18 protein-coding genes and 1 pseudogene are annotated in these 24,016 nt (G+C 38.9%); 16 read left to right on the top strand and 3 right to left on the bottom strand.

Translation table 11 applies throughout. The features are described from left to right. Positions 1-17 precede the first annotated feature (17 nt). The 7 genes and pseudogenes from BUB77_RS19130 (at position 18) to BUB77_RS19095 (ending at position 6,780) form a co-directional block, all read left to right on the top strand. A complete protein-coding gene (locus tag BUB77_RS19130; RefSeq protein ID WP_073278450.1) occupies positions 18-1,028 on the top strand; it encodes a GGGtGRT protein in 1,011 nt (336 codons plus the stop codon). A gap of 936 nt (positions 1,029-1,964) precedes the next feature. Continuing rightward, positions 1,965-4,505 (top strand): toll/interleukin-1 receptor domain-containing protein, encoded by a 2,541-nt coding sequence (locus BUB77_RS19120; RefSeq protein ID WP_073278448.1) that lies wholly within the window; start codon positions 1,965-1,967, stop codon positions 4,503-4,505. 146 nt (positions 4,506-4,651) lie between these two features. Beyond that, a pseudogene (locus tag BUB77_RS19115) lies at positions 4,652-5,026 on the top strand (transposase); the annotation flags it as partial. Next, positions 4,995-5,192 (top strand): helix-turn-helix domain-containing protein, encoded by a 198-nt coding sequence (locus tag BUB77_RS19110; protein ID WP_242962548.1) that lies wholly within the window; start codon positions 4,995-4,997, stop codon positions 5,190-5,192. The pseudogene BUB77_RS19115 and the gene BUB77_RS19110, both read left to right, overlap by 32 nt. After that, complete coding sequence (locus BUB77_RS19105; protein ID WP_073278446.1) at positions 5,192-5,425, top strand: GIY-YIG nuclease family protein; 234 nt, start codon at positions 5,192-5,194, stop codon at positions 5,423-5,425. Before BUB77_RS19110 ends, BUB77_RS19105 begins: the two co-directional genes overlap by 1 nt. Continuing rightward, a complete protein-coding gene (locus tag BUB77_RS19100; protein ID WP_073278445.1) occupies positions 5,418-5,669 on the top strand; it encodes a hypothetical protein in 252 nt (83 codons plus the stop codon). Before BUB77_RS19105 ends, BUB77_RS19100 begins: the two co-directional genes overlap by 8 nt. Before the next feature lie 892 nt (positions 5,670-6,561). Further along, entirely contained in the window at positions 6,562-6,780 is a 219-nt protein-coding gene (locus tag BUB77_RS19095; RefSeq protein ID WP_139241245.1) for a hypothetical protein, read from the top strand. Positions 6,781-6,981: 201 nt separating this feature from the next. On the opposite strand, the gene BUB77_RS19090 is transcribed toward BUB77_RS19095, so the two are convergent. Beyond that, entirely contained in the window at positions 6,982-11,856 is a 4,875-nt protein-coding gene (locus tag BUB77_RS19090; protein WP_073278443.1) for a metallophosphoesterase, read from the bottom strand. Positions 11,857-12,286: 430 nt separating this feature from the next. Here BUB77_RS19090 and BUB77_RS19085 point away from each other — a divergent pair, with 430 nt between their 5' ends. The 8 genes from BUB77_RS19085 to BUB77_RS19050 all read left to right on the top strand — a co-directional run bounded on the left by BUB77_RS19085 (position 12,287) and on the right by BUB77_RS19050 (position 20,756). Further along, positions 12,287-13,057: a class I SAM-dependent methyltransferase gene (locus BUB77_RS19085; RefSeq protein WP_073278442.1), complete on the top strand. Its 771-nt coding sequence runs from the start codon at positions 12,287-12,289 to the stop codon at positions 13,055-13,057. A gap of 136 nt (positions 13,058-13,193) precedes the next feature. Then, positions 13,194-14,096 (top strand): LysR family transcriptional regulator, encoded by a 903-nt coding sequence (locus BUB77_RS19080; RefSeq protein ID WP_073278441.1) that lies wholly within the window; start codon positions 13,194-13,196, stop codon positions 14,094-14,096. A gap of 250 nt (positions 14,097-14,346) precedes the next feature. After that, a complete protein-coding gene (locus tag BUB77_RS19075; RefSeq protein ID WP_073278440.1) occupies positions 14,347-15,390 on the top strand; it encodes a methionine ABC transporter ATP-binding protein in 1,044 nt (347 codons plus the stop codon). Continuing rightward, positions 15,374-16,054, top strand: a complete 681-nt coding sequence (locus tag BUB77_RS19070) for a methionine ABC transporter permease (protein ID WP_073278439.1) — start codon at positions 15,374-15,376, stop codon at positions 16,052-16,054. The genes BUB77_RS19075 and BUB77_RS19070 overlap by 17 nt, the downstream gene beginning before the upstream one ends. A gap of 25 nt (positions 16,055-16,079) precedes the next feature. Beyond that, on the top strand, positions 16,080-17,039 hold the full coding sequence (locus BUB77_RS19065) for an L-lactate dehydrogenase (RefSeq protein ID WP_073278438.1): 960 nt from the start codon (positions 16,080-16,082) through the stop codon (positions 17,037-17,039). Positions 17,040-17,142: 103 nt separating this feature from the next. Beyond that, entirely contained in the window at positions 17,143-18,087 is a 945-nt protein-coding gene (locus BUB77_RS19060) for a MetQ/NlpA family ABC transporter substrate-binding protein (RefSeq protein ID WP_073278437.1), read from the top strand. A 35-nt stretch (positions 18,088-18,122) separates the two neighbouring features. Next, positions 18,123-19,499 (top strand): FAD-binding oxidoreductase, encoded by a 1,377-nt coding sequence (locus BUB77_RS19055; RefSeq protein ID WP_242962547.1) that lies wholly within the window; start codon positions 18,123-18,125, stop codon positions 19,497-19,499. A 96-nt stretch (positions 19,500-19,595) separates the two neighbouring features. After that, positions 19,596-20,756, top strand: a complete 1,161-nt coding sequence (locus BUB77_RS19050; RefSeq protein ID WP_073278436.1) for a pyridoxal phosphate-dependent aminotransferase — start codon at positions 19,596-19,598, stop codon at positions 20,754-20,756. Positions 20,757-20,758: 2 nt separating this feature from the next. Here BUB77_RS19050 and BUB77_RS19045 read toward each other — a convergent pair whose 3' ends face one another. Then, a complete protein-coding gene (locus BUB77_RS19045; RefSeq protein ID WP_073278435.1) occupies positions 20,759-21,016 on the bottom strand; it encodes a hypothetical protein in 258 nt (85 codons plus the stop codon). A gap of 459 nt (positions 21,017-21,475) precedes the next feature. Between BUB77_RS19045 and BUB77_RS19040 the strand changes: the two genes are divergently transcribed. Beyond that, a complete protein-coding gene (locus tag BUB77_RS19040) occupies positions 21,476-22,915 on the top strand; it encodes a hypothetical protein (protein WP_073278434.1) in 1,440 nt (479 codons plus the stop codon). A 25-nt stretch (positions 22,916-22,940) separates the two neighbouring features. On the opposite strand, the gene BUB77_RS19035 is transcribed toward BUB77_RS19040, so the two are convergent. Continuing rightward, entirely contained in the window at positions 22,941-23,801 is an 861-nt protein-coding gene (locus BUB77_RS19035; protein ID WP_073278513.1) for an MBL fold metallo-hydrolase, read from the bottom strand. Positions 23,802-24,016 lie beyond the last annotated feature (215 nt).

Here is a 24,016-nt window from a genome sequence, read left to right as displayed (position 1 = left end):
GAAGGAGGATACATAAAATGGCTTTATTTGAATCATATGAAAGAAGAATAGATAAAATCAATGCTGTATTAAACAGCTATGGAATAGCTTCTATTGAAGAAGCAGAAAAGATTACAAAAGCAGCCGGTCTTGATGTATACAACCAGGTAAAAAACATCCAGCCTATCTGCTTTGAGAATGCCTGTTGGTCATACCTTATAGGCGCTGCCATTGCCATCAAGAAGGATTGCAGAAGAGCAGCAGATGCAGCAGCTGCAATCGGTGAAGGACTTCAGGCTTTTTGTATCCCCGGTTCTGTTGCTGACCAGAGAAAGGTTGGTTTAGGACACGGAAATTTAGGAAAGATGTTATTGGAAGAAGAGACTAAGTGCTTTGCTTTCCTTGCAGGACATGAATCCTTTGCAGCAGCAGAAGGTGCTATCGGTATCGCTCTTTCCGCTAACAAGGTAAGAAAAGAGCCCTTAAGAGTAATCTTAAACGGTCTTGGAAAAGATGCCGCTCAGGTTATTTCCAGAATCAACGGCTTTACCTTCGTAGAAACCCAGATGGATTACTACACAGGTGAAGTAAAGGAAGTATTCCGTAAATCCTACTCCACAGGAGACAGAGCAAAGGTTAACTGCTATGGTGCCAACGATGTAACAGAAGGTGTTGCTATCATGCATAAGGAAGGCGTAGACGTTTCCATTACCGGTAACTCCACCAATCCTACCAGATTCCAGCATCCCGTTGCAGGTACCTACAAGAAGGAATGTGTTGAGCAGGGCAAGAAGTACTTCTCCGTAGCTTCCGGCGGCGGTACAGGAAGAACTCTTCATCCCGATAACATGGCAGCAGGTCCTGCTTCCTACGGTATGACAGATACTATGGGAAGAATGCACTCCGACGCTCAGTTCGCAGGTTCTTCTTCCGTTCCCGCTCACGTAGAGATGATGGGCTTGATTGGAATGGGAAATAATCCTATGGTCGGCGCTACAGTAGCTGTAGCAGTAGCTATTCAGGAAGCAGCAGACGCTGGAAAGTTCTAAAAAGTGGCTTAAATACTACACATGAGATAATGTGAAACGATATTAAATAGTATAGGTAAGGAACAAAAATAATTAATTAATAAGCAGGCATATCAACGAGTAATGATGTGCCTGCTTATTTTATTTTAATTATTTCCTTTTTCAGAAATTTCACAGTATTACGGTGAGTATAAACCTTTACGGTAACATCTGATAGTTCGTTACCAGCCATTAACTTAATATCATGATGCCGGGGTCAAAAGGTAAAAATCAAAAATTCTATGTTGAATATGCACAAAATAATAGCATTCAAATGCTCTAAAAACAGTTTCTGAAATACTTTTATTGTGCAGTTTCACAACGTGTCATTTCTGAAATGACCTTTTGACCCCGACATCATATCATATTTGTTAATACGAACCTCCTTTGCCTTGGTTATAAATGTATGCTTGGTACAATGCGGAGAATCAATTTATTGTAATTTTAAGGTCCATCCCTTGTATGTTACGGATTGGTTGCATTTTCCTAAAAGAGTGCGCTTTACAGTGCTAAAACCATGTGTAATTTGTTGAGATGATTTGTCGCTTGATTTTTTTTGAACTTTTCACAATTGTTTATGGCCCATTCAAGTAAATTCATTACATGATGCACTCTTCCAAATTCGTATATTAATATCCATTCTTTTGCGTTAACGTTAGTGAAAAATCTACCGGATTTAGGACTTTGAAGGGAAGCAGGGGTACCAAGTTTTAAAATGTCTGTATATTCTTGGATATTAACTTTTTTTGGCATAGTTTCAATTGAACTATCACTATTTTTATACCTTTATGCTGCATGGAGCACCTGGTTTAATAGACATTCCATCTTTTGTTAATCGGAGTGTTTGGGGTGTCTTTTTATGTTGTTATTTATTGGATAAAGGTATATAATGGTAAAAAAGTACTAGGGGAGGTATATATGGCGAGAGTTTTTTTATCACACAGTAGCACTGATAAGACTTATGTGAGAAAAGTCGCTGAATTATTAGGATATGACAATTGTATATGTGATGAGTATGAATTTGAAATTGGTACAAAAACTATTAATGAAGTATTTAAAAGTTTAGATAAAACAGATATTTTTGTATATTTTATTTCCAATGATTCATTAAATTCTGAATGGGTAAAAATAGAGTTGAATAATGCTATAGAAAAACTAGGAATATATTCCAATAGGATATTCCAAATATATCCTTTGATAATTGATACCAATATTAGGTATGATGATGAACGTATTGCATATTTCTTGAGAAAAGGTTTTTTAAGTTATAATTTAAGACATATAGATAATCCCAAAATTGCATTTAGAAAGATAAAATCTAGATTAATAAATATTTTAATGGAGTCTGATACAAAATATGAAAATAAATATAATTTTTTTTATGGTAGAGATAAAGATAAGTTGGCTTTTAAAAGTAGAATAGATGATTTATTAGAAGGTCCATTAAAATGTGTAGTTATTTCAGGAATAAGTGGAGTAGGAAGAAAAAGTTTTGTAAGAGCTGCTTTGCAAGATGCTAAAATAATAGAGTCATATTATTACCCAATGATAATAACACTAAATAGAAATGAATCTATTAATGATTTAATTTTAAAGTTATCTGATTTAGGGTTAGGAGAATTGAAATTAGAAGATATAATACAATTTAATAATATTGAAGACAAGATAGATATATTGAGTGAATTATTAATTAAAGCACAAGAATACAAAGAACATATTATTATTGAAGACAATATGTGTCTTGTTAATTTGGACGGGAACGTAAAATTCTGGTTTGAAAAGTCTTTGCAAAAAATTAAACCACAGTTATCTGTATACATTATTAGTACAATAAGATTAGATGAATTTAGAATAAAAAAAAGAACTGATATTTATTATATTCCATTATCTGAATTATCTAAAACAGATACAGCTGGACTATTACGTACATATTCAAAAATTGAAGATATTGAATTTTCACGAGAAGATATTGAATTTATGCAAAATTGTTTATCTGGTTATCCCCCTCAAGTAAAATATTGTGTAGATTTAGCGAAAAAAGAAAACATTGATTACGTCAAGGAACATTCATACATTATAGATCAAATGCCTGAACAAATATCATCTGAAATTTTGCTTTTAGCAATTGATGAAAGCAATGAAGATAAGTACAAGTCATTATTGGCTCTACTTGCAGACTTTGAAACAACACCAATTACAATAATAAATAATATAATAAAAAATGATGAAATATATAGAGAAGCATTTTATAAATTTAAATCTTTTTCTATTTGCTATGCTATTGGATCATCAAATGAGTATATAAAAATAAATTCTTTTTTACAAAATTTTATTCAAAGAAATAATTACTTAATTCTTGATGATATAAAACAAATGCTAATTAATAATGCTGAAGAATTTGAGAAAAAATGTAATAGTGAAGTATATACAGATGCATTTGATTTTTCAGAATTGAGTTATTATATTAAAGCAAATATTAAGAAAGGTAAGAAAATTCCGGAAAAATTTCTATACTCAACTGTTTTTTTGCAGTCGGTTATTGAATTATATAATAAAAGACAATATTCCAAAGTAATTTCCATTGTTAATACATTAATTGAAAATAATAAAATTGAGACATATGATGATGAAATTAGTGATAAAATAATGTATTATTTTTGTTTGGCTTTAGCCAGAAAAAGATTATATGAATTCGATGCACGTGTAGAATACTTTAAAACAGATAATAGATATAATACATATAATTTTTTGAAAGGTTTTAATTATAGATTAGCGGGTAATTTTGAGTTTGCAGAGAATAGTTATAACAGAGTTTTAGCAAAAAATTCAAACGACATGAAAACAAGAAGGGAATTAGTATCAATATACGTTTCTTCTCAACAATATGATATGGCATTTGATTTGGCAAAATTAAATTTTTATAAAGATAAAAATAATATTTATTCTATGCAAGCTTATTTTGAATGTTTATTACATAAAAAAAATAGAACTGATGATATTAAAAACGAAATAGATCAAATTGTTGAATTGGTTAAAAAATTGTATAGAAAGATGGATAATAATGGGATGTATTATCAGATTATGGGCAATTATGAAGCTGCAATAAATAAGAATAAAAAAGCTGCTATTAAATGTATTAATGAAGGTATAATTAATAATAAAAGTGATTTAATTAGCTATTTATTGAAGGATTTGTTTGATATTTATAATATATTTGACGATGTTAAAGGTATGAATGAGACATACATTAGGTTAAAAAATGAAATCGCTAAACTTGATGTAGGCGATTCAAGGTTAGAAGCAGTATTAATTGGGAAAGAAGCCATTCTTAAAGCATATCAAGGATCAAGTTTAGCATCAATAACTATATTAGTAAATCAAAACAGGGTATTATCTCAGAAAAGTAAAGAAAATATAATTAATAATATAAAGCTTGCTTTAGCTAAACTACATAATTAATGAAGCTACTAGGGCTTAATTTGGGCGTATCCTAAAGTTTGTGTAAACCTTCAAACTGATGTAAAATAAAATTGCTCAGTTTGGAGGTTTATTTTATAGCGAAAAGAAGAAGGGACGAGTCTTCCGAAAGACGAGCTCTACGTGAGATGGTTAGTGGATACCTGAAGGAAAATCCGGTTAAGAATGGAACAGATGTCAATGCTCTCATGAGAGAAATGATGTCGGTTATCCTGGAAGGCAGCCTGGATGGAGAAATGGATGAAGAATTAGGTTACTCCAAGTATGATTACCGAAATAAAGATACTGATAACAGCAGAAACGGTTATAATACCAAGACGATGCATATCAGCTATGGGGACATGGAACAGGATGTTCCACATGATCGTAACGGAGATTTTGAACCTAAGATGGTAAAGAAATATTAAAACACTTTGAACCAAGGTATGGAGGAAAAAATTCTTTCCATGTATGCCAAAGGGATGACTACTGGTGATATTGAAAGCCATATGCAAGAGTTTTACTGAATTGATATTTCTGATAGCACAATCAGCCGGAATAAGCCCAGGAATTGTGGAAAAGATGCGTTATGGAAAAGGACATATAGACACTAGGACGATACAAAATGTTTGCGAATATTTAGATTGCCAGCCTGGAGATATAATAGGAGATATAAAGGAGAAGCCATAATGAATATCCCTGAATACGATGGAATCGGAGTATATGCACTTATTGATAAAGAAAACGGAAAAAGATATATTGGCTCATACAAGAACGTTAAAAAGAGGATATACCAGCATATAAAATCTTTTGAGAACAAGAAATGCTCAAACAAATTACTTGTAGCAGTTGAACAGGAACATAAATTTGATATTGAGATTTTAGAGAGAATCCCGTATGGAGTCAATCTTTTATATGTTTGAAAGAGAATCCTTTTATATAAAGAAATACAATGCCATAGAAGATGGTTATAATAGCGCGTCAACCACAGCAAGTACAAAAGAAGAATTGTTAGAATCATTGAAGCATTTTAACAAAAATAGCGAAATGATAAAATACACTATAGAAATTATAAGAATAAGCGAGGAAAAAGGAAAGAAGAGTACAGCACGGCAGCAGGAAAGGCCGAATATGATTTCAGGAATAAATTTATACTGGATGCAATAGGAGAGAAAATAGCAAGAGAGCAACAATAAAAACCCCTGGAGATTGCACCAGGGGAATAGAAAATAACACAATTACAAATAAACCAGCATGCGCAAGGAACACGTAAGGAACAAAATGTATCAAAATAGCATAAATATAAAACATACTGTTTCGATCCAGGAAGCAGCTGACGTTGGTAAATTCTATTAAAATGCTTTATCTTGGGGGATTTCCTGAGTCGTAGTACGGTTGGGAATGTTTTACTCAAGACCATTACAATCCACAAATGGCTTGTAAATCCCCTAAACTGGGCGTTCCATTGTTTCAATCCAAAAAGCAGCTGATTCTGGAAGGTTCTGGGTTTTAAGCCTATAGTATCATATAATAAAACAATAAATTTAGTATAATATCTTGCACTTTAATTCATACTGCATTACCCTATCCAGTCTACTTTTTAAACCTTTATTAAATTATTTATATTGATAATAAACCAATTGTGGTTTATAGTAATGATAGTTAAGAAAGGTAAGTTTTTAACAAGTAAGAATTGTAGGGGTAATGATATGACTAATGCGGAAAAACTTGATTTGATACTTGAAAAAGTAACTGGCCTTATGAAGTCATTAAAATATTTAAAACGACAACAGATGAAAGACACTGCAAAACTTAAAGCAATGGGTTGAATGATTATTGATGAGGTCAAAGTGTACATGAATTATTAATTAGACGTACAGATGCACTGGAAAAGAAGATAGGATAACAAAGAGAGCGGACTTGCTACCGCTCTCTTTACGCAATAGAAGAGAATTAAATGTACATTGAAAACGGAATATTTATAGCTGGCAGAGAGTGTCAATGAATTGTTGCTTTGCATATATTAATCTTATAAAATCATGAAAATAGGAATATTTATATGGATTATTCTCAAACTGACCCTAGAATGGGCTTTGATGGTAGAGGTTTTGAAGGAAGGGGCTTCGACGGAAGAGGTTTCGACAGAAGAGAAATGCGCGAAGAATTCGATAGAAGAATGGATTTTGACAGAAGACATGAATTTGACAGAAGAGGAGAATTCGACAGAAGACATGATTTTGATTCAAGATTTCCATTTTGGTGGTTATTATTCTTTTAATAACGCTAATTTAAGTCGGGCTACCAACTGTAATATTAGTTGTTAGTTTTTTAATGCCTATGCCCGGTGCTAAATTGGAGTACATTGTTTGTTTCGCAAGTATACCTGTGTTACCCATATGCAGGATAAACAAAATATCCCATGTTACAAAGACCTGCCCATAAGATTTTACCTTATGGGCAGGTCTTTTATCATTCCTGTTTATTTTGCTTTTGAAATTTTCCTCACAGTGCTGTAAGAGCCGTAAAGCTTATTACCGTCGACTGTTTTATAAGCTCGTATTTTGACATAATGGGCAGTTCCTATTTTTAGAGTATGCAAATCCATTACCGTAACTTTATTGCTCTTAACAGAAATAACCTTTTTTCCTTTAGTAAATCCTTTATTTAAACCATAGGTTATTTCATAACCTGTTGCACCGGTATCCCTTTTCCAGGATAATGTAAGGGTATTGGAAGCTTTCTGCTCAAGCTTTTGGATGATTACTTTTTTCGGCTTTACCACAAGGGTTATGGCTTTTGTTATTGCCTTGTAATTCCCGGTTTCTGCAGCTATTAAGGTTATTACCGCCTTTCCGGGGCCCTTAATCGCTACGGTGCCATTTCCGTCAACTGCTGCTACCTTAGGATTATCGGAGAGGTAAGTAATTCTGCCATTACCGGTCGTCCTGGCTTTTATGGAAAAGGAAGACCCGCCATTAACCTTCATGTAGCCGGATGCCTCAGAAGCTATAAATTTTGCTTTTGCCTTTTTTACCGTTATCTGAACTTCAATCCCGGTAACAATTTTATACTTTTTCGTATCTTTCGGTGTATAGGTTACTTTAAAGGTCTGAAGCCCGGCATTTCCGACTAAGGTATCTCCTGGCTCCTCAAAAGCAAAGCCTTCCGGCAGTGTTATTTGTGCCAGATTATCTCCATAAACGGCAGTTAAGCCTTCCGGTATCCGGTATTCCGGATTTTCTTTTGCTGCTTCCCCAGTGATCAGGGGAGTGTTATTTGAAGGTGAGGGGGTTACAGGCTCCGGATTTGAAGGCTCCGGCTTCTTGGGCGGTTCCGGTTCTGCTGACGGCAGGTAGACAAATTCATTGACTTCACTGCGGGTAAGTAAACCGGAATTATTCTTAACAGCCGTATACCAGCCATATTCCTTATCCTTGACAAGTCCCTTCCATTCCATTTCAGCCCCGCCGTTCACGCTCTCAACCACACCGATTGCTTTACCGGTGAATAAGGACGCCTCCAGGGAGGTAACAGTCAGGGAGCGGGGGTTTCTGCTGAAATCCACATCCAGTTCATAGATATCCTGATTCGCTGCAATTACCCCGGCCTGGTAGGAACTTAATTTGGGAGCGTTAAAATAATTAAAATCCTTAAGTTCACTGGAATAGGAATTCATATATATCTTATTGTTAGCCAGGTCAAAATAGAGCATTTTTACATAACCTGTGCCTCCTCTTTCAGCCGACTGGTAATCGGTGCAAATCTGATATACCCTGCGTTCCTTCACTCCATCATGATTATCGTCAAAGGCAGTAATATTAATGGCTGCTCCGTGATAATGGCCGTTTAATACGGCAAAAACATTTGCATTTTTGGCTACCACCTCTTTTTGTACCAGCTCACCGGTATAATCCAGAGCACCCTTTTCCGTAATATAGCGGTGGAGGCATATGATGGCTTTTCGGTCACTATACTGCTGCAATACCTTATTCATCCATTCAACTTCATTTTTATAAACATCCCAGCCCATGTATAATACGATAAATTCTTCCCCGTTAATAGTAAGCAAATCGTAATGTCCCAGATTATTTTTATAGGAGCCGCCATAAACCGGGCTATCCTTGAACCGTTTTTCTCCAAAATATTTCAGATAATTTTCGTACAGCTCATTTCCGGCAGCCACATCATGATTGCCGGCCAGAACGCCGTAAGGGAGATTGGCCTCTTCAAAATATTTCATATTTTTATCGACACATTCCCACTGGTAGGTTTGTTCAAATTCATCTACCAGATCACCGGTATGAATGGCATATTTAATTTTCTGGTTGTTTATTTGGCTTACGATCCATTGGTTCATGGTAGTGAAGGTTTCCGGCCAGGTTTCCGTATAATACTGGGTATCCGTAATCCAGGCAAAGGAAAAATCATACTGCTCCGGAATTCCCTGACCATCCCATTGATAAGTATTTTTAATGGTTCCCGGCCCGGCTGCTTTTACCGAAGGAGCTGTTTCCTTTCCCCTTGCCTGAACCATTACTTTTGCAAGGCCGTTCTGAGTATGGTTTTCCAAAATAAATTCAGTCTTTAACATACCGTCCTCTTCATTGGTATTCAGTATTTCCCAGCTGTCCGTCTTAATATTATATACATATAGCTGTAAGGGTTTGTTATAATCGGCAGAGGCATTTAGTTTTACCTGAAGGATGTCGCTTGGATTGCCATCGGCCTGTATATCATATATCTGGTAGGGATATTCCCCTTCTCCGGAAGATACGGTGCCAAGTGCTCCGGGCACACTGCTGCCGGTAAAATCCCCTGAGCCCTGCCGGATGGTAATTTCTTTACCGGTCTCCAGCCGTTTTCCTTCATAAAAAGTTACCTTTGTATGATCCTTAACGGTATCTCCCAGGACTGCTTTTAAGTAAATACTGTCCTTGCTTCCTCCGGTCTGGGTCATGCTTTTTACGACTAGCTTACCGTTTGTATAGGTAAAGTCAATGGTCTGGATTCCCTGATTCCCGTTTAAATCCATTATCTTTATAACAAGCTTATTGGTTCCCTCCAGTAAATCCGAACCTTTAAAGGTGTAGGGCTCTTTTAGTATATTGCCGTTAAGATATACTTCCAGGGAGTTTTCGTTTATTCCCGTAGCATCATTAAATTTCATATCTGCCTGGCACAAATTATCCAGCTGCTGGTTAATGAGGAGCTTGGCAGTAATCTCAGGAGCTGTGTTGTCTACCCTTACTTTTATTTTCTTTGTATCGGTGGCAGATTTGATCGTTACCTCATGAATGCCGTCCTTTTCCAAAGTCGTATCCCAGACATAGCCTAAAGCATCTACCTTTTCAGCCGGCACAGTATAGTGAATGTCCAGCCGTTCTATCATTCCCTTGCTGTCCCCCATTTTGTAAACCGTATTGGGGTCGACCCCGTTATCAGGATTTAACACGGTACCATCCGTTAGCACAAGGTGAAATCCGGTGGCCTTATAATCATCATTATTTTTTTCATTCCCTATTTCGAAGGCACTGCCCTGGGTACCGGCCCATACGGAAACCGTTATGGCACAGCTTCCGTCTTCACGGTAAGTAAAAAGTGACTGGTCAACAAATACTGCTTTGGATGCCATAACATTGGACCACTTCGCTATGTAGGTTAAAATATTATATCCTACGGAGACCGCGTCCTTAAAGTAACTGTCATTATCGGTATAGCTAAAGGTAAAAAAGGCTCCCTTTTCCAGCAGGCTGACCCGCTTCATTTTTGTACCGTCAATTTCCAGGGAAACCGTATTCTTATCCTTTTTATCCTTTGCGGTTATAAGTACATTACCGGATAAGCTCATTCCTTCGCTTAAATTGGTACGGATTCCCGTAAAGTCATCGATTTTATGAATGGCAATCCGTTTAACCTCAGTCTTTGTACTGCGGTATGGATTAAAGCCCTCCAGATAGTAATCTACATAATCCTGATTCAGTAGTTCGTCTGCCGGAATTTTTGCAAAATATTTCCCGGCAATACGGAAGGAGGTGGTTTCAATGCATTTATAATCGGCTGCCGAGGATGTCTTATAATATAGGCTTATCTTCTTCATTTCCATGTCATCCGCATAGGAATAGGGTATATTCATTTCCTGTCCCTCTTCTATACTGGTAATGGTCTCATCCAGACATGTGAGTATTGGACGGTTGCCGGTATCTCTGATTAATACGGTTACCGTAAAGGCAGAGCCGTCTGCCGGCAGTCTGGTTTCATTGCCGGCTAAATCCGTTCCTTTTAACCGGATTACATAAACACCAATCTGTTCCGGTTTGATGGTTCCCTCGTAGGTGAAAATTCCGTCCTTTTCTCCTGTAGGAACCATAGAGACCTTCGCAGCGGCGCCTTCAGCTCCGCTGATGCTGGCCGCGTAGGTGACTTCCGCACTCTGGAGAGCTTCATTTGATGTCATTTTTACAGTTATGGAATCTCCAAGCTGTATCTGCTTTTTAAAATCATCACAGGCAAGCCGTGGCGGATTCGTATCCGGCACCGGCTTGGTTTCATACAGCAGCTGTTCTTCTTCCACCACACCAGGAGAAGGCTCGGCAGTTTGCTTATAAATAGCCATAGCACTGCCTGTCCCTGTTACTTTTAGATGGATGCTTCCCAATTCACCTGCCGTATAGTGGATGGAGGATACCGGAATTCCATTTCTGTTTTCCAATTGAAATCCACTGGTACTATTCAGGCTGTCCTGTCCCATGAAAGTATAAACCGGCACTTCCGGATTAATATTAAATTTCCTTCTGAAATTTGCTTCTTTTTCTGCTGTTAGAGGGCCTTTCACATCTGTTTTACTCAGCCATAGCAGTGCCGCACTATTTTGGGGTATGATGACATCACTGCCTGAAATTCCAGCAACCGTCAACTTCTTCCAGGTTATTGCCGAGCCGGATACACTGCTTATGGTATACTCCTCATTAAAACGGATATTTTCATCTGTACTGTTATATAATTCAACGAACTCCAGGGGTTCCCCCTGTTCATTGGCATTGCCGTTTTCAGGCATGGAATTACGGTAGATTTCCGTAATAAATAACCCTTTTGCTTTGGTTGTTATAGCAGAACCTGTTACTGCGGCTGCCGTTACGGTCTCATCATTCATTACCTGTTCCGCCGGTTCTTTTTCCTGGGCAGGAATGGCTGAAAGGTTTTCGGAAAGGTTTTCGCAAAATTTTTCCTCTCCTGTTTCCTCTGCTGCCATTACCAATAAACCTGTCCCATCCATGCAGACAGAACTGATTATCATGACATAGAGCATGACTGCTGCAATTATTCTTTTGTAATACATAAAGCATTTTTTTACCATAAAAAACCTCCTTAAACTCCCATCTATACTCTTTTGTAGAAATTGAACTTAGGCAGTAAGCAATGTATACCGCTTTTTTCCTTTGCCACAAATAAGTTTATATAATAAATCTGTTAAAAAAGGATAATTTAAATGTAATTATATGGTAAATAGAACTTCGTATTGTGATCCTACAACTTTTCTATAAATAATTTAGTAATGAGCTTGGACTGTAATGGTAAAATTGTTATAATTATTAAGAAGCTCTTATAGGGAGCTTTTCATTGAAAGAGGTGAACACATTATGTGGAAGATGCGAGATAAATACTCGGTGCAGTTTAAGACTTTAACAGAAGTCGTCTGGTAACAGATTGTATCGGGAAGAATAGAGAGCTATGTTATCAGGACTGCACCATTTTCCTTATAGAAAAAATACAAGGAGATGTGCAAAATGAGCGATATGGATTTAAAGAGATATTTATTAGAGGAAGAACAAAAGTCCTTCCAGGGATGGGATTTCAGTTATTTGAATGGCAGATGGGAAAGTGAGTGCCTTTCCTGGGACTATACCGAAATTCTGAATCATTACAGACGGGATACCGATTTCCTTCTTGATATGGGAACAGGGGGCGGTGAATTTATTGCAGGCTTGGGGCATCCATACCATTTACTGTCTGTTACGGAAGGCTGGCAGCCCAATTTATTATTATGCAAGGAGCGGTTGGAGCCCTTAGGCATTACGGTAAAATATGTAGGTCCTGACGATAGCCTGGATTATCCGGAGGAGCGGTTCGACTTGGTTATCAACAGGCATGAGTCCTTTGATATAAGGGAGGTATACCGGGTGCTCAAGCCCGGCGGGTATTTTATAACGCAGCAGGTAGGAAGTCAAAATGACAGGGCTTTAGTGGAAAAGCTCCTTGGAAATATTCCGCTGCCATTTCCCGATCATGATTTAATGCATAACGCTGCGTTATTGCAAAATTCCGGATTTACTATTTTAGAGCAAATGGAAGAAATGTCTCAGATGAAATTATATGACCTGGGAGCCGTGGTATATTTTGCAAAGCAGATTCAGTGGGAGTTCCCGGATTTTTCCGTTGAGAGATATTTTGAACAGTTAAAAGAGTTAAAAGAAGAAATAAATCAAAAGAGCTATATATCGAATAATGAGCACCGGTTTTTGATTGCTGCAAGGAAGCGCTGGAATATAAATAATTAAGGCAGGAAGGGATAATCGAAAGTCAAAGGGGACTTTTGATTATCCCATTTTGCGGTTGCAAAAGGAAGAAATAATTGGTACAGGCTGCAGTGTGACAGTCCTTGGATGATACCAGAAAGATCAGGAGGAAAAAAGAATGACCTTACGGCAAATAAGATATGCAATTACAATTGCAAACACCTGCTCCATGAATGAAGCTGCAAAGCAATTATTCATTTCACAGCCAAGCCTTACCAGTGCCATTAAGGAACTGGAGGAGGAATTACACATCTCCATCTTTAAGAGGAACAGTAAAGGGGTTGTGGTAACAACAGAAGGGGAGGAATTTTTAGGCTATGCAAGGCAGATATCCGGGCAGATTGGGCTGCTGGAAGCCAGGTATCTGAATAATTCCGTGAAAAAGAAATTCGGCGTGTCCACTCAGCACTATTCCTTTGCGGTGAAGGCTTTTGTGGAAATGTCCAAGGCTTTTGATATGAATGATTACGAGTTTGCAATCAGGGAGACCAGAACCTTTGATATCCTTAAGGATGTACAGTCTGGCAGAAGTGAAATCGGCGTATTATATATCAATGAATTCAATGAGAAAATCATCAAAAAGCTGCTGAAGGAGAGGAATCTGGTATTTCATGAGCTCATAACCTGCAGTGCCTTCGTGTACCTGTGGAAGGGGCACCCCCTGGCAAAGAAAGCAAAAATAGCCATGGAGGAGCTGCAGGCATACCCCTGCATGTCCTTTGAGCAGGGAGAAAATAATTCCTTTTATTTTTCGGAAGAAATACTAAGCACCTTTGAATACAAGAAAACCATAAAGGTATGTGACAGGGCGACCATGCTGAACCTGATGGTCGGGCTGAACGGATTTACCCTGTGCTCCGGTATTATCTGTGAGGAATTAAACGGAAATGACTATAAAGCTGTGCCGCTGAAGGCAGAAGAGGTAATGCGGATCGGCTATATTACGCTAAAAGATACTGCAGTCAGCGGGATAGGGGTAAGGTATATTGAAGAACTACGAAAATACATGGCTGCCCTGTAATAGATTTTACCTATAACCAATAATAGTTTTTGGATATTTTACAGGAAGGGATAAATTGAGTATACTATAAATCATATTAAATCTATATGAAATACCTGAATATAGAAAAGCACTGTAAAAAAGTCAATGGGAGGAACGAGTACATAGTTAAGTGTACTCCTTTTTCATTTATACAGTAAAGGATTATTGAGATTCGGCTCTTAATGGGTATGAGATTTTCTAAATGGATGGAACATAAAGGAGAGGGCTTATGATTGAATTAAGGAATGTGAATAAAACATTTCATTCAGAAGGCGTGACGGTTGAAGCGGTAAAGAATGTAAACATAAAGATAGAAGACGGCGAAATATTTGGAATAATCGGATACAGCGGAGCCGGAAAGAGTACCCTGGTGCGGTGCATCAACCTTTTGGAACGTCCCACCTCGGGAGAGGTGCTGGTGGATGAGGTGGATTTGACCTCTTTAAGCGAGAAGAACCTCAGAAATGCCAGAAAAGGCATTGGAATGATTTTTCAGCAGTTCAATCTTTTTTCCTCCAGGACGGTTTTTCAAAATATAGAGTATCCCTTAAAGCACAGCAAGCTTGCAAAAGCGGAAAAGAAGAAGCGGGTGGAGGAATTATTAAGACTGGTGGAGCTGGAAAGCAAGGCTAAGGTCTATCCTTCCCAATTAAGCGGAGGACAAAAGCAAAGGGTGGCAATTGCAAGAGCTCTGGCCAGTAATCCTAAGATTCTGCTGTGCGATGAAGCGACCAGTGCCCTGGACCCCCAGACGACCCTCTCAATCTTAAAGCTGCTGAAACAATTGAATAAACAGCTGGGCATAACCATTATCATGATTACCCATGAAATGCAGGTGATAAAGGAAATCTGTGACAGGGTCGCTGTTATGGAAAACGGTAAGGTGGTGGAAGCCGGCGATGTTTTCTCCATATTTGCTTCTCCCAGGGAGGCAATTACAAAGGATTTTATTGACACCACCTCCAATTTATCCAAAATTTTCAGCCTGATTGAGGAGAAGGCCGACATTACCAATATCAAACCCGGACAGTGCATTGTAAAGTTCAAATATCTGGTGAGGAGCTCTTCGGAGCCGTTGATTTCAACAATCTCCAGAAAGTTTAATATTGATGCCAACATTATCTTTGGCAATATCGAATTGCTGGATTCGGAGCCCTTAGGCGGGCTGGTATCGATCTTGAGCGGTGATGCAGAAGAGATGGAAGCGGCAATGGAATATTTAAAAAGCAAAAACGTAGGGGTGGAGGTAATTCTGGATGCAAGAAATTCTTAATCAATATTTTCCAAATGTAATGTCAAAGCTTCCGGATTTCTATTTAAGTATCAGGCAGACCATCGTGATGGTAGCTTGGTCCGGTGTAATTGCACTTATTATCGGTGTTGTGTTAGGGATTCTGTTAGTAGTGACCAGGGATGGCGGGTTGATGGAAAATAAAGCGGTGTTCCAGCTTTGGGATAAATTGATCAATTTATTCCGCTCCATTCCTTTTATCATACTCCTTACAGGTGTTATGCCGCTTACAAGAATAATTATGGGCTCTGCCATAGGAGTAAAAGGTGCTATTGTACCCTTAATCTTTGGAACCGTACCCTTTTTCTCCAGGCAGATGGAAAGCGCCTTATCCGAGGTTTCACCGGGCTTGGTGGAAGCGGCCCAGTCCATCGGAAACAGTAAATTCGAGATTATCGTAAATGTCTATCTGAAAGAAAGCATCCCTCAGATCTCAAGAGCAGTATCCATCACAACCATAAGCCTGATAGGACTTACTGCCATGGCAGGTGTGGTAGGAGCAGGGGGCCTTGGAGATTTTGCCGTCCGCTATGGCCATGACAGAAACCAGACGGATGTTACCTATGCAACCATAATCGTACTGGTAATTATGGTCAGTGTTATTCAGCTGGCCGGTAATTATATAGCTAGAAAAAATACTCATTAGAGAACGACAGAAGGAGGGTTATCAGATGAGCCTTAAAACCAGAAAAGTAATTATAATCGGAGCCGGACACGTAGGTTCTCATGCGGGATATGCCTTGGCCTCACAGGGGATTGTAGATGAAATCGTATACATTGACACAGATGTAAAAAAGGCAGAAGCACAGGCACTTGACATCTATGATTCAACCCTGTATTTACAGAGGCATGTTTCGGTAAAGGCAGGGGATTATTCCGATGCAGCCGATGCGGATTTATTGATTGTGGCTGCCGGACCGCTGCCCGATATGAGCAAGGGACAGACCAGAATGGACACTTTGAAGCAGACAATTACCATAATAAAAGAGGTGGTAAAGGAAATAAAGAAATCCGGATTCAATGGAATCATTGTAAGCATATCCAATCCGGCCGATGTGGTAGCCCACTATATACAGCATGAATTAGATTATCCGCCCCGGAGGATTATTTCCACAAGTACGACGTTGGATTCGGCAAGACTGCGCAGGGCGGTCTCGGATGCAGTTAATATAGATCAGAAATCGGTATATGCCTATGCACTGGGAGAGCACGGAGAGAGCCAGATGGTTCCCTGGTCCACGGTTACCATTGCCGGAAAGCCTATTTATGAATTGATATCTGAAAGGCCGGAGAAATACGGGAAACTTGACCTGCCTGCCATTGCCGCAGAAGGAAAGGCAGGAGGCTGGCACATCCTGGGTGGAAAGGGCTCGACGGAATTTGGAATCGGAGCAGCAATAGCGGAGGTGTCAAGAGCCATACTGGGAGATGAAAAGAAGATTCTGCCGGTTTCCGTACTGTTAAACGGCGAGTACGGGCAGCAGGATATATATGCCAGTGTCCCGGCCGTCCTTGGCATTAACGGGGTGGAGGAAATTATTGAATTACACCTTATGAAAGAAGAAAAAAGCCAGTTTGACGCTTCCTGTAAAACGATGAAGGAAAATTATGAGCTGGCATTATCCTTGTGATAGAAGGAAGCATATCAGAAAAACATATCCATTGCCTGAATTATTCGGTAATATCCATGGCTGAATATTCATTATAAAACAAAAAGAGTTTGGAGGAGAATTTATGAAATTAAAAAGATCATTCGCTTTAGTCCTTTCACTGGTAATAGTAGCCGCCGGTCTGACTGCATGCGGCAGTAAGAAAACAGCAGCTACAGGGGGAGACAACGCACCTGCGGCCACTGAAGCTGCAACTGAAGGAGCCACCGAAGCCGCGGCTACCGAAGCAGCAACAGAAACTCCCGCAGAAAATGTAACCGTAACCTTGGGTGTCGTTGGTTCCGTATATGAAGAGCTTTGGGCACCTGCCAAGGAAAAGCTTGCTTCTGAGGGCATCGACCTTAAAATTCAGCAGTTTTCCGACTATACGACACCAAACAATGCACTTGCAAACGGTGAAATTGATTTGAATGCTTTCCAGCATCATATTTATCTGGATACGGAAATTCAGAATAACGGCTATAAAATTGAACCCATCGGATATACCTTCATCATCCCTTTGAATCTTTATTCCAGCAAAGTGAAGTCAGTGGGCGATATCAAAGACGGTGATACCGTTGCAATACCCAATGATGTTACAAACGGCGGACGTGCATTAAAGGTTCTTGCGGCAGCAAAGCTTATAACCTTAAAGGATAGTGCCAATTTCAGCCCCACAGTGGAGGATATTGAAACCTACAATGTAAAGATCAAAATCAAAGAACTGGCAGCTAATACCATTCCGTCCGCACTTCCGGATGTAACAGCAGCAATTATAAACGGTAATTTTGCCCTAGATTTCGGTCTTAAGACAGGGGATGCAATCTTTGCAGACACAAGTCTTACGGAAGAAAAATACTGGAACCTGATTGCAGCTAAAAGTGCCGATCTGGAAGATCAGTCCAAGGTTGATACCTTCAAGAAAGTAGTTCAGGCCTTCCAAACAGCAGAGACAGAGAAAATATTTAATGATAAATTCGGCGGATACTTTATCAAAGAGGGATGGGACCAGGATTTACTTTCCAAATAAAGAATTCAGTCAGTTCTGAAGGGCGGAGGAATATAGTGGCAGAGATTTTACAGGAACTTAATTTTATCATACAAGACAAGAACCGTGTAATTACCGAAAAGATAGAGGATAAATATCTCAGCGATACCTTGGGCAGGCTCAAAGGAACTGCCTTGGCGGTGGTCCTGCCGGTCTCCACAAAAGAGGTAAGCGGTATTATGAAATGGGCCTATGACAGAGAAGTTCAGGTAACTCCAAGGGGAGCGGGGACCAACCTGGTTGGTTCCACCGTACCCGACCAGGGAGGAATTGTTCTGGATCTGACCTTGATGAACCATATTCTTGAACTTGATTTTGAAACCTTTACCGCCACCGTAGAGCCTGGGGTGATATTACAGGATTTCCAGGCCTATGTGGAGGAGAAAGGCTTATTTTATCCTCCTGATCCCGGAGAAAAGCTGGCAACTATCGGAGGTAACATCAGCACCAATGCAGGAGGCATGCGGGCGGTCAAGTACGGGGTCACCAGGGATTATGTCATGGGACTTGAAGCCGTACTGCCGGACGGAAAGGTCATAGAGGCAGGAAGCAAGAATATCAAGGACAGCTCCGGCCTTTCTCTCAAAAACCTCCTTATCGGCTCCGAGGGAACTCTTGCCGTCATTACAAAATGCATATTAAAACTGGTTCCAAAGCCCGAGACCTCAGTCAGTGCGGTGGTTCCTTTTGACAGCCTGGGTGCCGGAATTGAGAGCGTGCTCCATATCATAAAAGAAAGTACCAATCCTACCGCAATAGAATTTGTGGAAAAAAAGGTTATTAAGCTGGGCGAAGATTTCCTGCATATCCAATTTCCTTATCCGGAGGCAAAGGCATATCTTATTCTTACCTTTGACGGCAGGGAAGAGGAAGTTCTGGCAAATGTGCAGAGGGCAAAAAATGTTGTGTTGGAAACCAACGCACTTGATTTTATTAAACTGGAGGATAAAAAACTGCTGGAGGATGTGTGGAAATTAAGAGGTGCCCTGGTGAAAGCCGTAGAGGCAGTTTCGGAGCAGGAGCCTGTTGATATTGTAGTACCCATTAACAGGACAGCAGAGTTTATAGGGTTTATCAATGAACTGGAAAAAGAGAGCGGAATGCAAATGGTAAGCTTTGGTCATGCCGGGGACGGAAATGTCCATCTCTGCGTCATACGCGGGAACCGTTCACAGGCAGAGTGGGAAGCGGAAAAGAGTAAAAATATGAGTGCCATCTATCATAAAGCTTATAAACTGGGAGGACTAACCTCCGGAGAACATGGAATAGGATTATCGAAGAAGGAATATTTTCTGAAGGAAACAGATGCCTTGAATCTGGAGCTTATGAGAAGCATTAAAGGGGCATTTGATGAAAAAAGAATTTTGAACAGCCATAAAGCCTATAATATTTAGCCCCCTGTATAGAAGAAGTATTACTTTTATACAAGGGGCTTGTATAAAGAGTCTGTTATATGTATTTTGAAACAGCCTCCTTACGAAAGGAGTTAGATGAAAGCGTTAAGTAACAGAACAGCAAATTTTACGGATTCCGTTATCAGGAGAATGACACGTATATCCAATGAATACGGTGCCATTAACTTATCCCAGGGATTTCCGGACTTTGCTCCGCCAAAAGCAATAACAGACAGACTGGCAGAGGTGGCAGCAGAGGGACCCCATCAATATGCAATTACCTGGGGGGCTCAGAATTTCAGAGAAGCACTGGCAAAAAAGCAGGAGCATTTTTCCGGAATAAAAGCGGACCCCAATTCGGAAATCGTTGTTACCTGCGGAAGTACGGAGGCCATGATGGCCGCCATGATGTCGGTTACAAATCCCGGAGATAAAGTCATAGTCTTCTCGCCCTTTTATGAAAATTACGGAGCAGATACGATTCTTTCAGGAGCGGAACCGATTTATGTTCCGCTGAAGCCTCCGGCCTTTGAGTTTGATGGAGAGGTTTTGGAGGCGGCATTTAAAGAAGGTGCAAAAGCACTGGTGCTTTGCAATCCCTCCAATCCCAGCGGAAAGGTTTTTACCAGGGAGGAATTAAAGATAATTGCGGATTTGGCAATCAAATATGACGCGTATGTGATTACCGATGAGGTGTATGAACATATCGTATATGAACCCTATAAGCATACTTATCTGGCTGCTTTGCCGGGAATGCGGGAACGTACCATTGAATGCAGTTCCTTATCGAAAACATATTCCATCACGGGCTGGAGACTTGGCTATGTAATTGCGTCACCTGAAATCATTGACAGGGTAAAAAAGGTCCATGATTTCCTTACGGTAGGAGCAGCAGCGCCATTGATGGAGGCAGTGGTAGTCGGACTCCGCTTTGGCGATGACTATTACCAGGAATTAAAGAATCATTATACCCACATGAGAAGTGTATTTCTCAGCGGATTAAAAAACATTGGACTGAAGCTTACGGAACCCCAGGGAGCCTATTATGTACTGGTGGATATCAGTGAATTCGGATACAGCAGCGATTTGAAATTCTGCGAGGACCTGGCAAGAAAGGTTGGAGTCGGGGCAGTACCCGGCTCCAGCTTCTTTCAGGAAGATATCAACCATCTTATCCGTTTTCATTTTGCTAAAACCGATGAAGTGCTGTTAAAGGCACTGGATAACCTGTCGGAAATCAGAAGAAAAATGAAGTGAGCTTAAGAAGGATTATGAAGGAACCATTTATGGCTTTGAAGATTATAGGCAATATTAATCTGCCTTTGGTTTTCGCCGGCCAGGATGTCGCAGACGTAAACAATATTGGAGGTACCGGTATGATTTTCTTCCTTTGAAAAATGGATGGTCGTAATTTGATAAGTAATCAGAGAATGGTCTTCATTTTCCAGGCGAATATAAGCGGGTTTGATATTTCCTAAAGTATTAAATACAGCAATCACGTCCACAGGTATATTCATTCAATCGTCACTCCTTTATAATTTGCAAATCTTTTTTCTTTTCTAATCCCGCCTGCCATATGGATGGACTATTACTACAGGGAATCGTACAGTTTTATAAAAAGAACATGTGTTCGTTGATAAAAAGTATAACAAACACATGTTCTGGAGTAAAGAGGGAATATATGACAGCGGTAAAGAGATATGACATAACTTATGTAAAAGAAACTTCTAAAAGCAAAATGACCTAAATGCAATATTATTTATGCATCCCAAAGCAATTAATCCTAAATAAAGACATAACTTAATTTTATCTTATAATAAAAGGGATAGCACATATGTAATCTACTATCCCTTACATACTGGTCTTACTCATCATTGATTGTTGCTATTATGTATGGTAAAATTATCAGGCATGGTAAGGCTGTACTATTGAAATGCGGCCATTTACTTAAATTTTCTGTTGAGGTGGTGCTATAAATGAATAAAATATTATTAAAAAAATTCAGTTTATTTTTTATACTATGTTTTATTGCATCAGGAGGTTATCCCAAAGCAGATAATGCCGGGAGCTCAATTCCAACTACCAATGAAAGTAAAACTGTCGAAGCTGCTTTCTCAATGGAAAGTGATGACGTAATTACGGTATCAACGTCAAACGCTAGCGAACAAGTAGACAATGCCGATATTCCATTGGGATTTGACAAGGAATCTTATCGTTTATATAAAAGTAATGCACTTAGTCGGTTCATTCCCTCTGGCAGCGAGGTTGACCAATGTGTTATTGCTGATTTAGATATGGATGGCATTGATGATGTACTGCTGTCAATTTCGATACCTGGCTCTGTTGATCCTGAGGATATTCATAGCTATCAATTAAATACTTTGATATTAAAAGGAATAGGTAATGGCGATTATAGGATTGCAGAGGAAAATAGAAATGTGAATTATTTCAGCAGTTATGATTGCTCTGCCAATATAACGGCAGGCACCGGATGGTTCAAGTTTACCAGAGCCCGCGGTACGGCGGGCGGTTATGAACACAATTATCTTTTTAAGTATAATAAAGAAAAAGCCGATTGGTTTTATACAGAATATTATTATAATAATGGCGGTTACATAGAATACGGTATTTCCTCTATACAAACCAAGGATAATTTTGGTGAGATTACTTTTAAAGATTTTAGTATTAACGAGAACAATGACGTAGAGACTCAAAATGACGCCCCACTAAAATCATTATCTGTTAATACGGAAGGTTTCGTTGTTTCCGTAAGCCCTTGCTATGTTACCCTGCAGGATAAAGTAAAAGAACAAAAAGTAAACAAACTTATTGCTGATAATTTGACAGATTTTATTGATAGCCTCAAAGCTCTTAAGGTTAATGTTGATATTAATTTATTTGGCGAAGTCACATTTGAAACACCGGAAGTAATCAGTATTGAATATAATGTTTTTGGTACAATCGATGGCAGCGAATTGAATTATTCCGGTGTCAACAGAAAGTATTTTACTACAATAATTGATGTTAAAAATATAAAACGTATTACATTAAAAGATATTATCGATATTGGCACCCTTATACGCATTAACAAAGAACACGGTTTTTCAGACGTATTGATAGATGATACGACAGCTGCATTAACTAAGTATAAGAAGCTGCCTGATACCAAACTTTTTAAGCTTCTTAAATCTTCAGATAACCTTGATGCGGTATTCAGCAAAAAGAACACCGGTATTTTCTGTGCTTTGCATGAAAAATCAATATGCTTGTATTTTCAGACAGAGTTTTTTGGAATGGGACCTGAATGCGAGGAACCTAAATTATATATTCCTATTGAGAATCTTTTGCCGTATGTAAAGGTCCCTTATTGGAATACACCAAGCGAGGCAGCAACACATTTTCAATGGATAGGCTAGCCTGCAGTTCTTTCGATACAAATAATTATTTCTTATAAACGATATTTCCGATTTTACCATCTTCTCTTAAATTATTATTTTCAGACTTCACTTTTTTTGCAATGTACCCATCATTCATACCAGGTACAAAAAATGGGATTGAATACGGTATCTCATCGGATTGGCCGTCTAATATCAGGTCACAAACATGTATTACTTCATCCAATATCTCCTTGGCAGCATCCTTTGGTGAATGGGAGAGATATACCTTATCATACTCTGTCCCTCTTGCCTTTATCCTTAATAAGGAGCCTTTGTATTCAGCAACACCGGTAGATTCCGGTAAGAACAGCCATACGAGCGGGTTGCAGGAATCACCAAAGATAATGGCTCTTTTTTCCTTAATCAGAACCATTACACTTCCTGCAGTATGCCCGGGGCATTCCAGTATCTCAAGTGTCAGCCCTCCAAGATCAAATTTATCTCCTTCTGAGAGAGGCAGAAAATTCTTATGATAGGGTCTGACCATATCCGTCTCATTCAAATGCATGGCAAGTTCTTCATTTGCTCCGGCTACGAAGTCTTTAATTCCCTGATGCATTAGTTTACATTCTTCTTCCTTAAATTCCAAATCCAACAATTTAGCATCACGTTCATTTAAATAAACATCATCAAAAAAGAAAGCTCCGGCCGAATGGTCAATATGTGAATGAGTCAATATAACGACAATAGGAAGCTTTGTCAGGCTCTCTGCATATTCCCTTATATTACCTGCACCTGTTCCTGTATCAATGAGTGCTGCCATTTTGCTTCCTGCAATCAAATACATTAATTCATTTCCGGCGCCCGTTATTCTAATAATACCGTTTTCTATCAGTTCACTTGAAAAGAAATAGTTAGGTTCCATATTATTTACAATCAGCTCAAGCCTTATTTTTCCCAAGCGAAAGAGATGGATTATATCTGTTTTAAGGCGAGCTAAATACTCCTTGACATTCAATTTTTAGAGTGAATTAATTATAGTTTATTAACATCCTTGATTATTCTTTTATTGTATTATGATACTACTAAAAAATATAAATTACCACATATTTCTATTTAATAGTCATAAATAGTATACAT

The sequence above is a fragment of the Anaerocolumna jejuensis DSM 15929 genome (genome assembly GCF_900142215.1).
Lineage (GTDB): Bacteria > Bacillota > Clostridia > Lachnospirales > Lachnospiraceae > Anaerocolumna > Anaerocolumna jejuensis.
The sequence above is the reverse complement of the archived record's forward strand: the minus strand, read 5'-3'. Positions and strand labels throughout refer to the sequence as shown.

Bases quoted from the DNA above. Each gene is read 5' to 3' on its own strand.
- BUB77_RS19120 (WP_073278448.1), top strand. From the start codon at position 1,965: ATGGCGAGAGTTTTTTTATCACACAGTAGCACTGATAAGACTTATGTG.
- BUB77_RS19035 (WP_073278513.1), bottom strand. From the start codon at position 23,801: ATGGAACCTAACTATTTCTTTTCAAGTGAACTGATAGAAAACGGTATT.
- BUB77_RS19090 (WP_073278443.1), bottom strand. From the start codon at position 11,856: ATGGTAAAAAAATGCTTTATGTATTACAAAAGAATAATTGCAGCAGTC.
- BUB77_RS19060 (WP_073278437.1), top strand. From the start codon at position 17,143: ATGAAATTAAAAAGATCATTCGCTTTAGTCCTTTCACTGGTAATAGTA.
- BUB77_RS19105 (WP_073278446.1), top strand. From the start codon at position 5,192: ATGAATATCCCTGAATACGATGGAATCGGAGTATATGCACTTATTGAT.
- BUB77_RS19050 (WP_073278436.1), top strand. From the start codon at position 19,596: ATGAAAGCGTTAAGTAACAGAACAGCAAATTTTACGGATTCCGTTATC.
- BUB77_RS19080 (WP_073278441.1), top strand. From the start codon at position 13,194: ATGACCTTACGGCAAATAAGATATGCAATTACAATTGCAAACACCTGC.
- BUB77_RS19130 (WP_073278450.1), top strand. From the start codon at position 18: ATGGCTTTATTTGAATCATATGAAAGAAGAATAGATAAAATCAATGCT.
- BUB77_RS19040 (WP_073278434.1), top strand. From the start codon at position 21,476: ATGAATAAAATATTATTAAAAAAATTCAGTTTATTTTTTATACTATGT.
- BUB77_RS19100 (WP_073278445.1), top strand. From the start codon at position 5,418: ATGTTTGAAAGAGAATCCTTTTATATAAAGAAATACAATGCCATAGAA.
- BUB77_RS19085 (WP_073278442.1), top strand. From the start codon at position 12,287: ATGAGCGATATGGATTTAAAGAGATATTTATTAGAGGAAGAACAAAAG.
- BUB77_RS19075 (WP_073278440.1), top strand. From the start codon at position 14,347: ATGATTGAATTAAGGAATGTGAATAAAACATTTCATTCAGAAGGCGTG.
- BUB77_RS19065 (WP_073278438.1), top strand. From the start codon at position 16,080: ATGAGCCTTAAAACCAGAAAAGTAATTATAATCGGAGCCGGACACGTA.
- BUB77_RS19045 (WP_073278435.1), bottom strand. From the start codon at position 21,016: ATGAATATACCTGTGGACGTGATTGCTGTATTTAATACTTTAGGAAAT.
- BUB77_RS19095 (WP_139241245.1), top strand. From the start codon at position 6,562: ATGGATTATTCTCAAACTGACCCTAGAATGGGCTTTGATGGTAGAGGT.
- BUB77_RS19070 (WP_073278439.1), top strand. From the start codon at position 15,374: ATGCAAGAAATTCTTAATCAATATTTTCCAAATGTAATGTCAAAGCTT.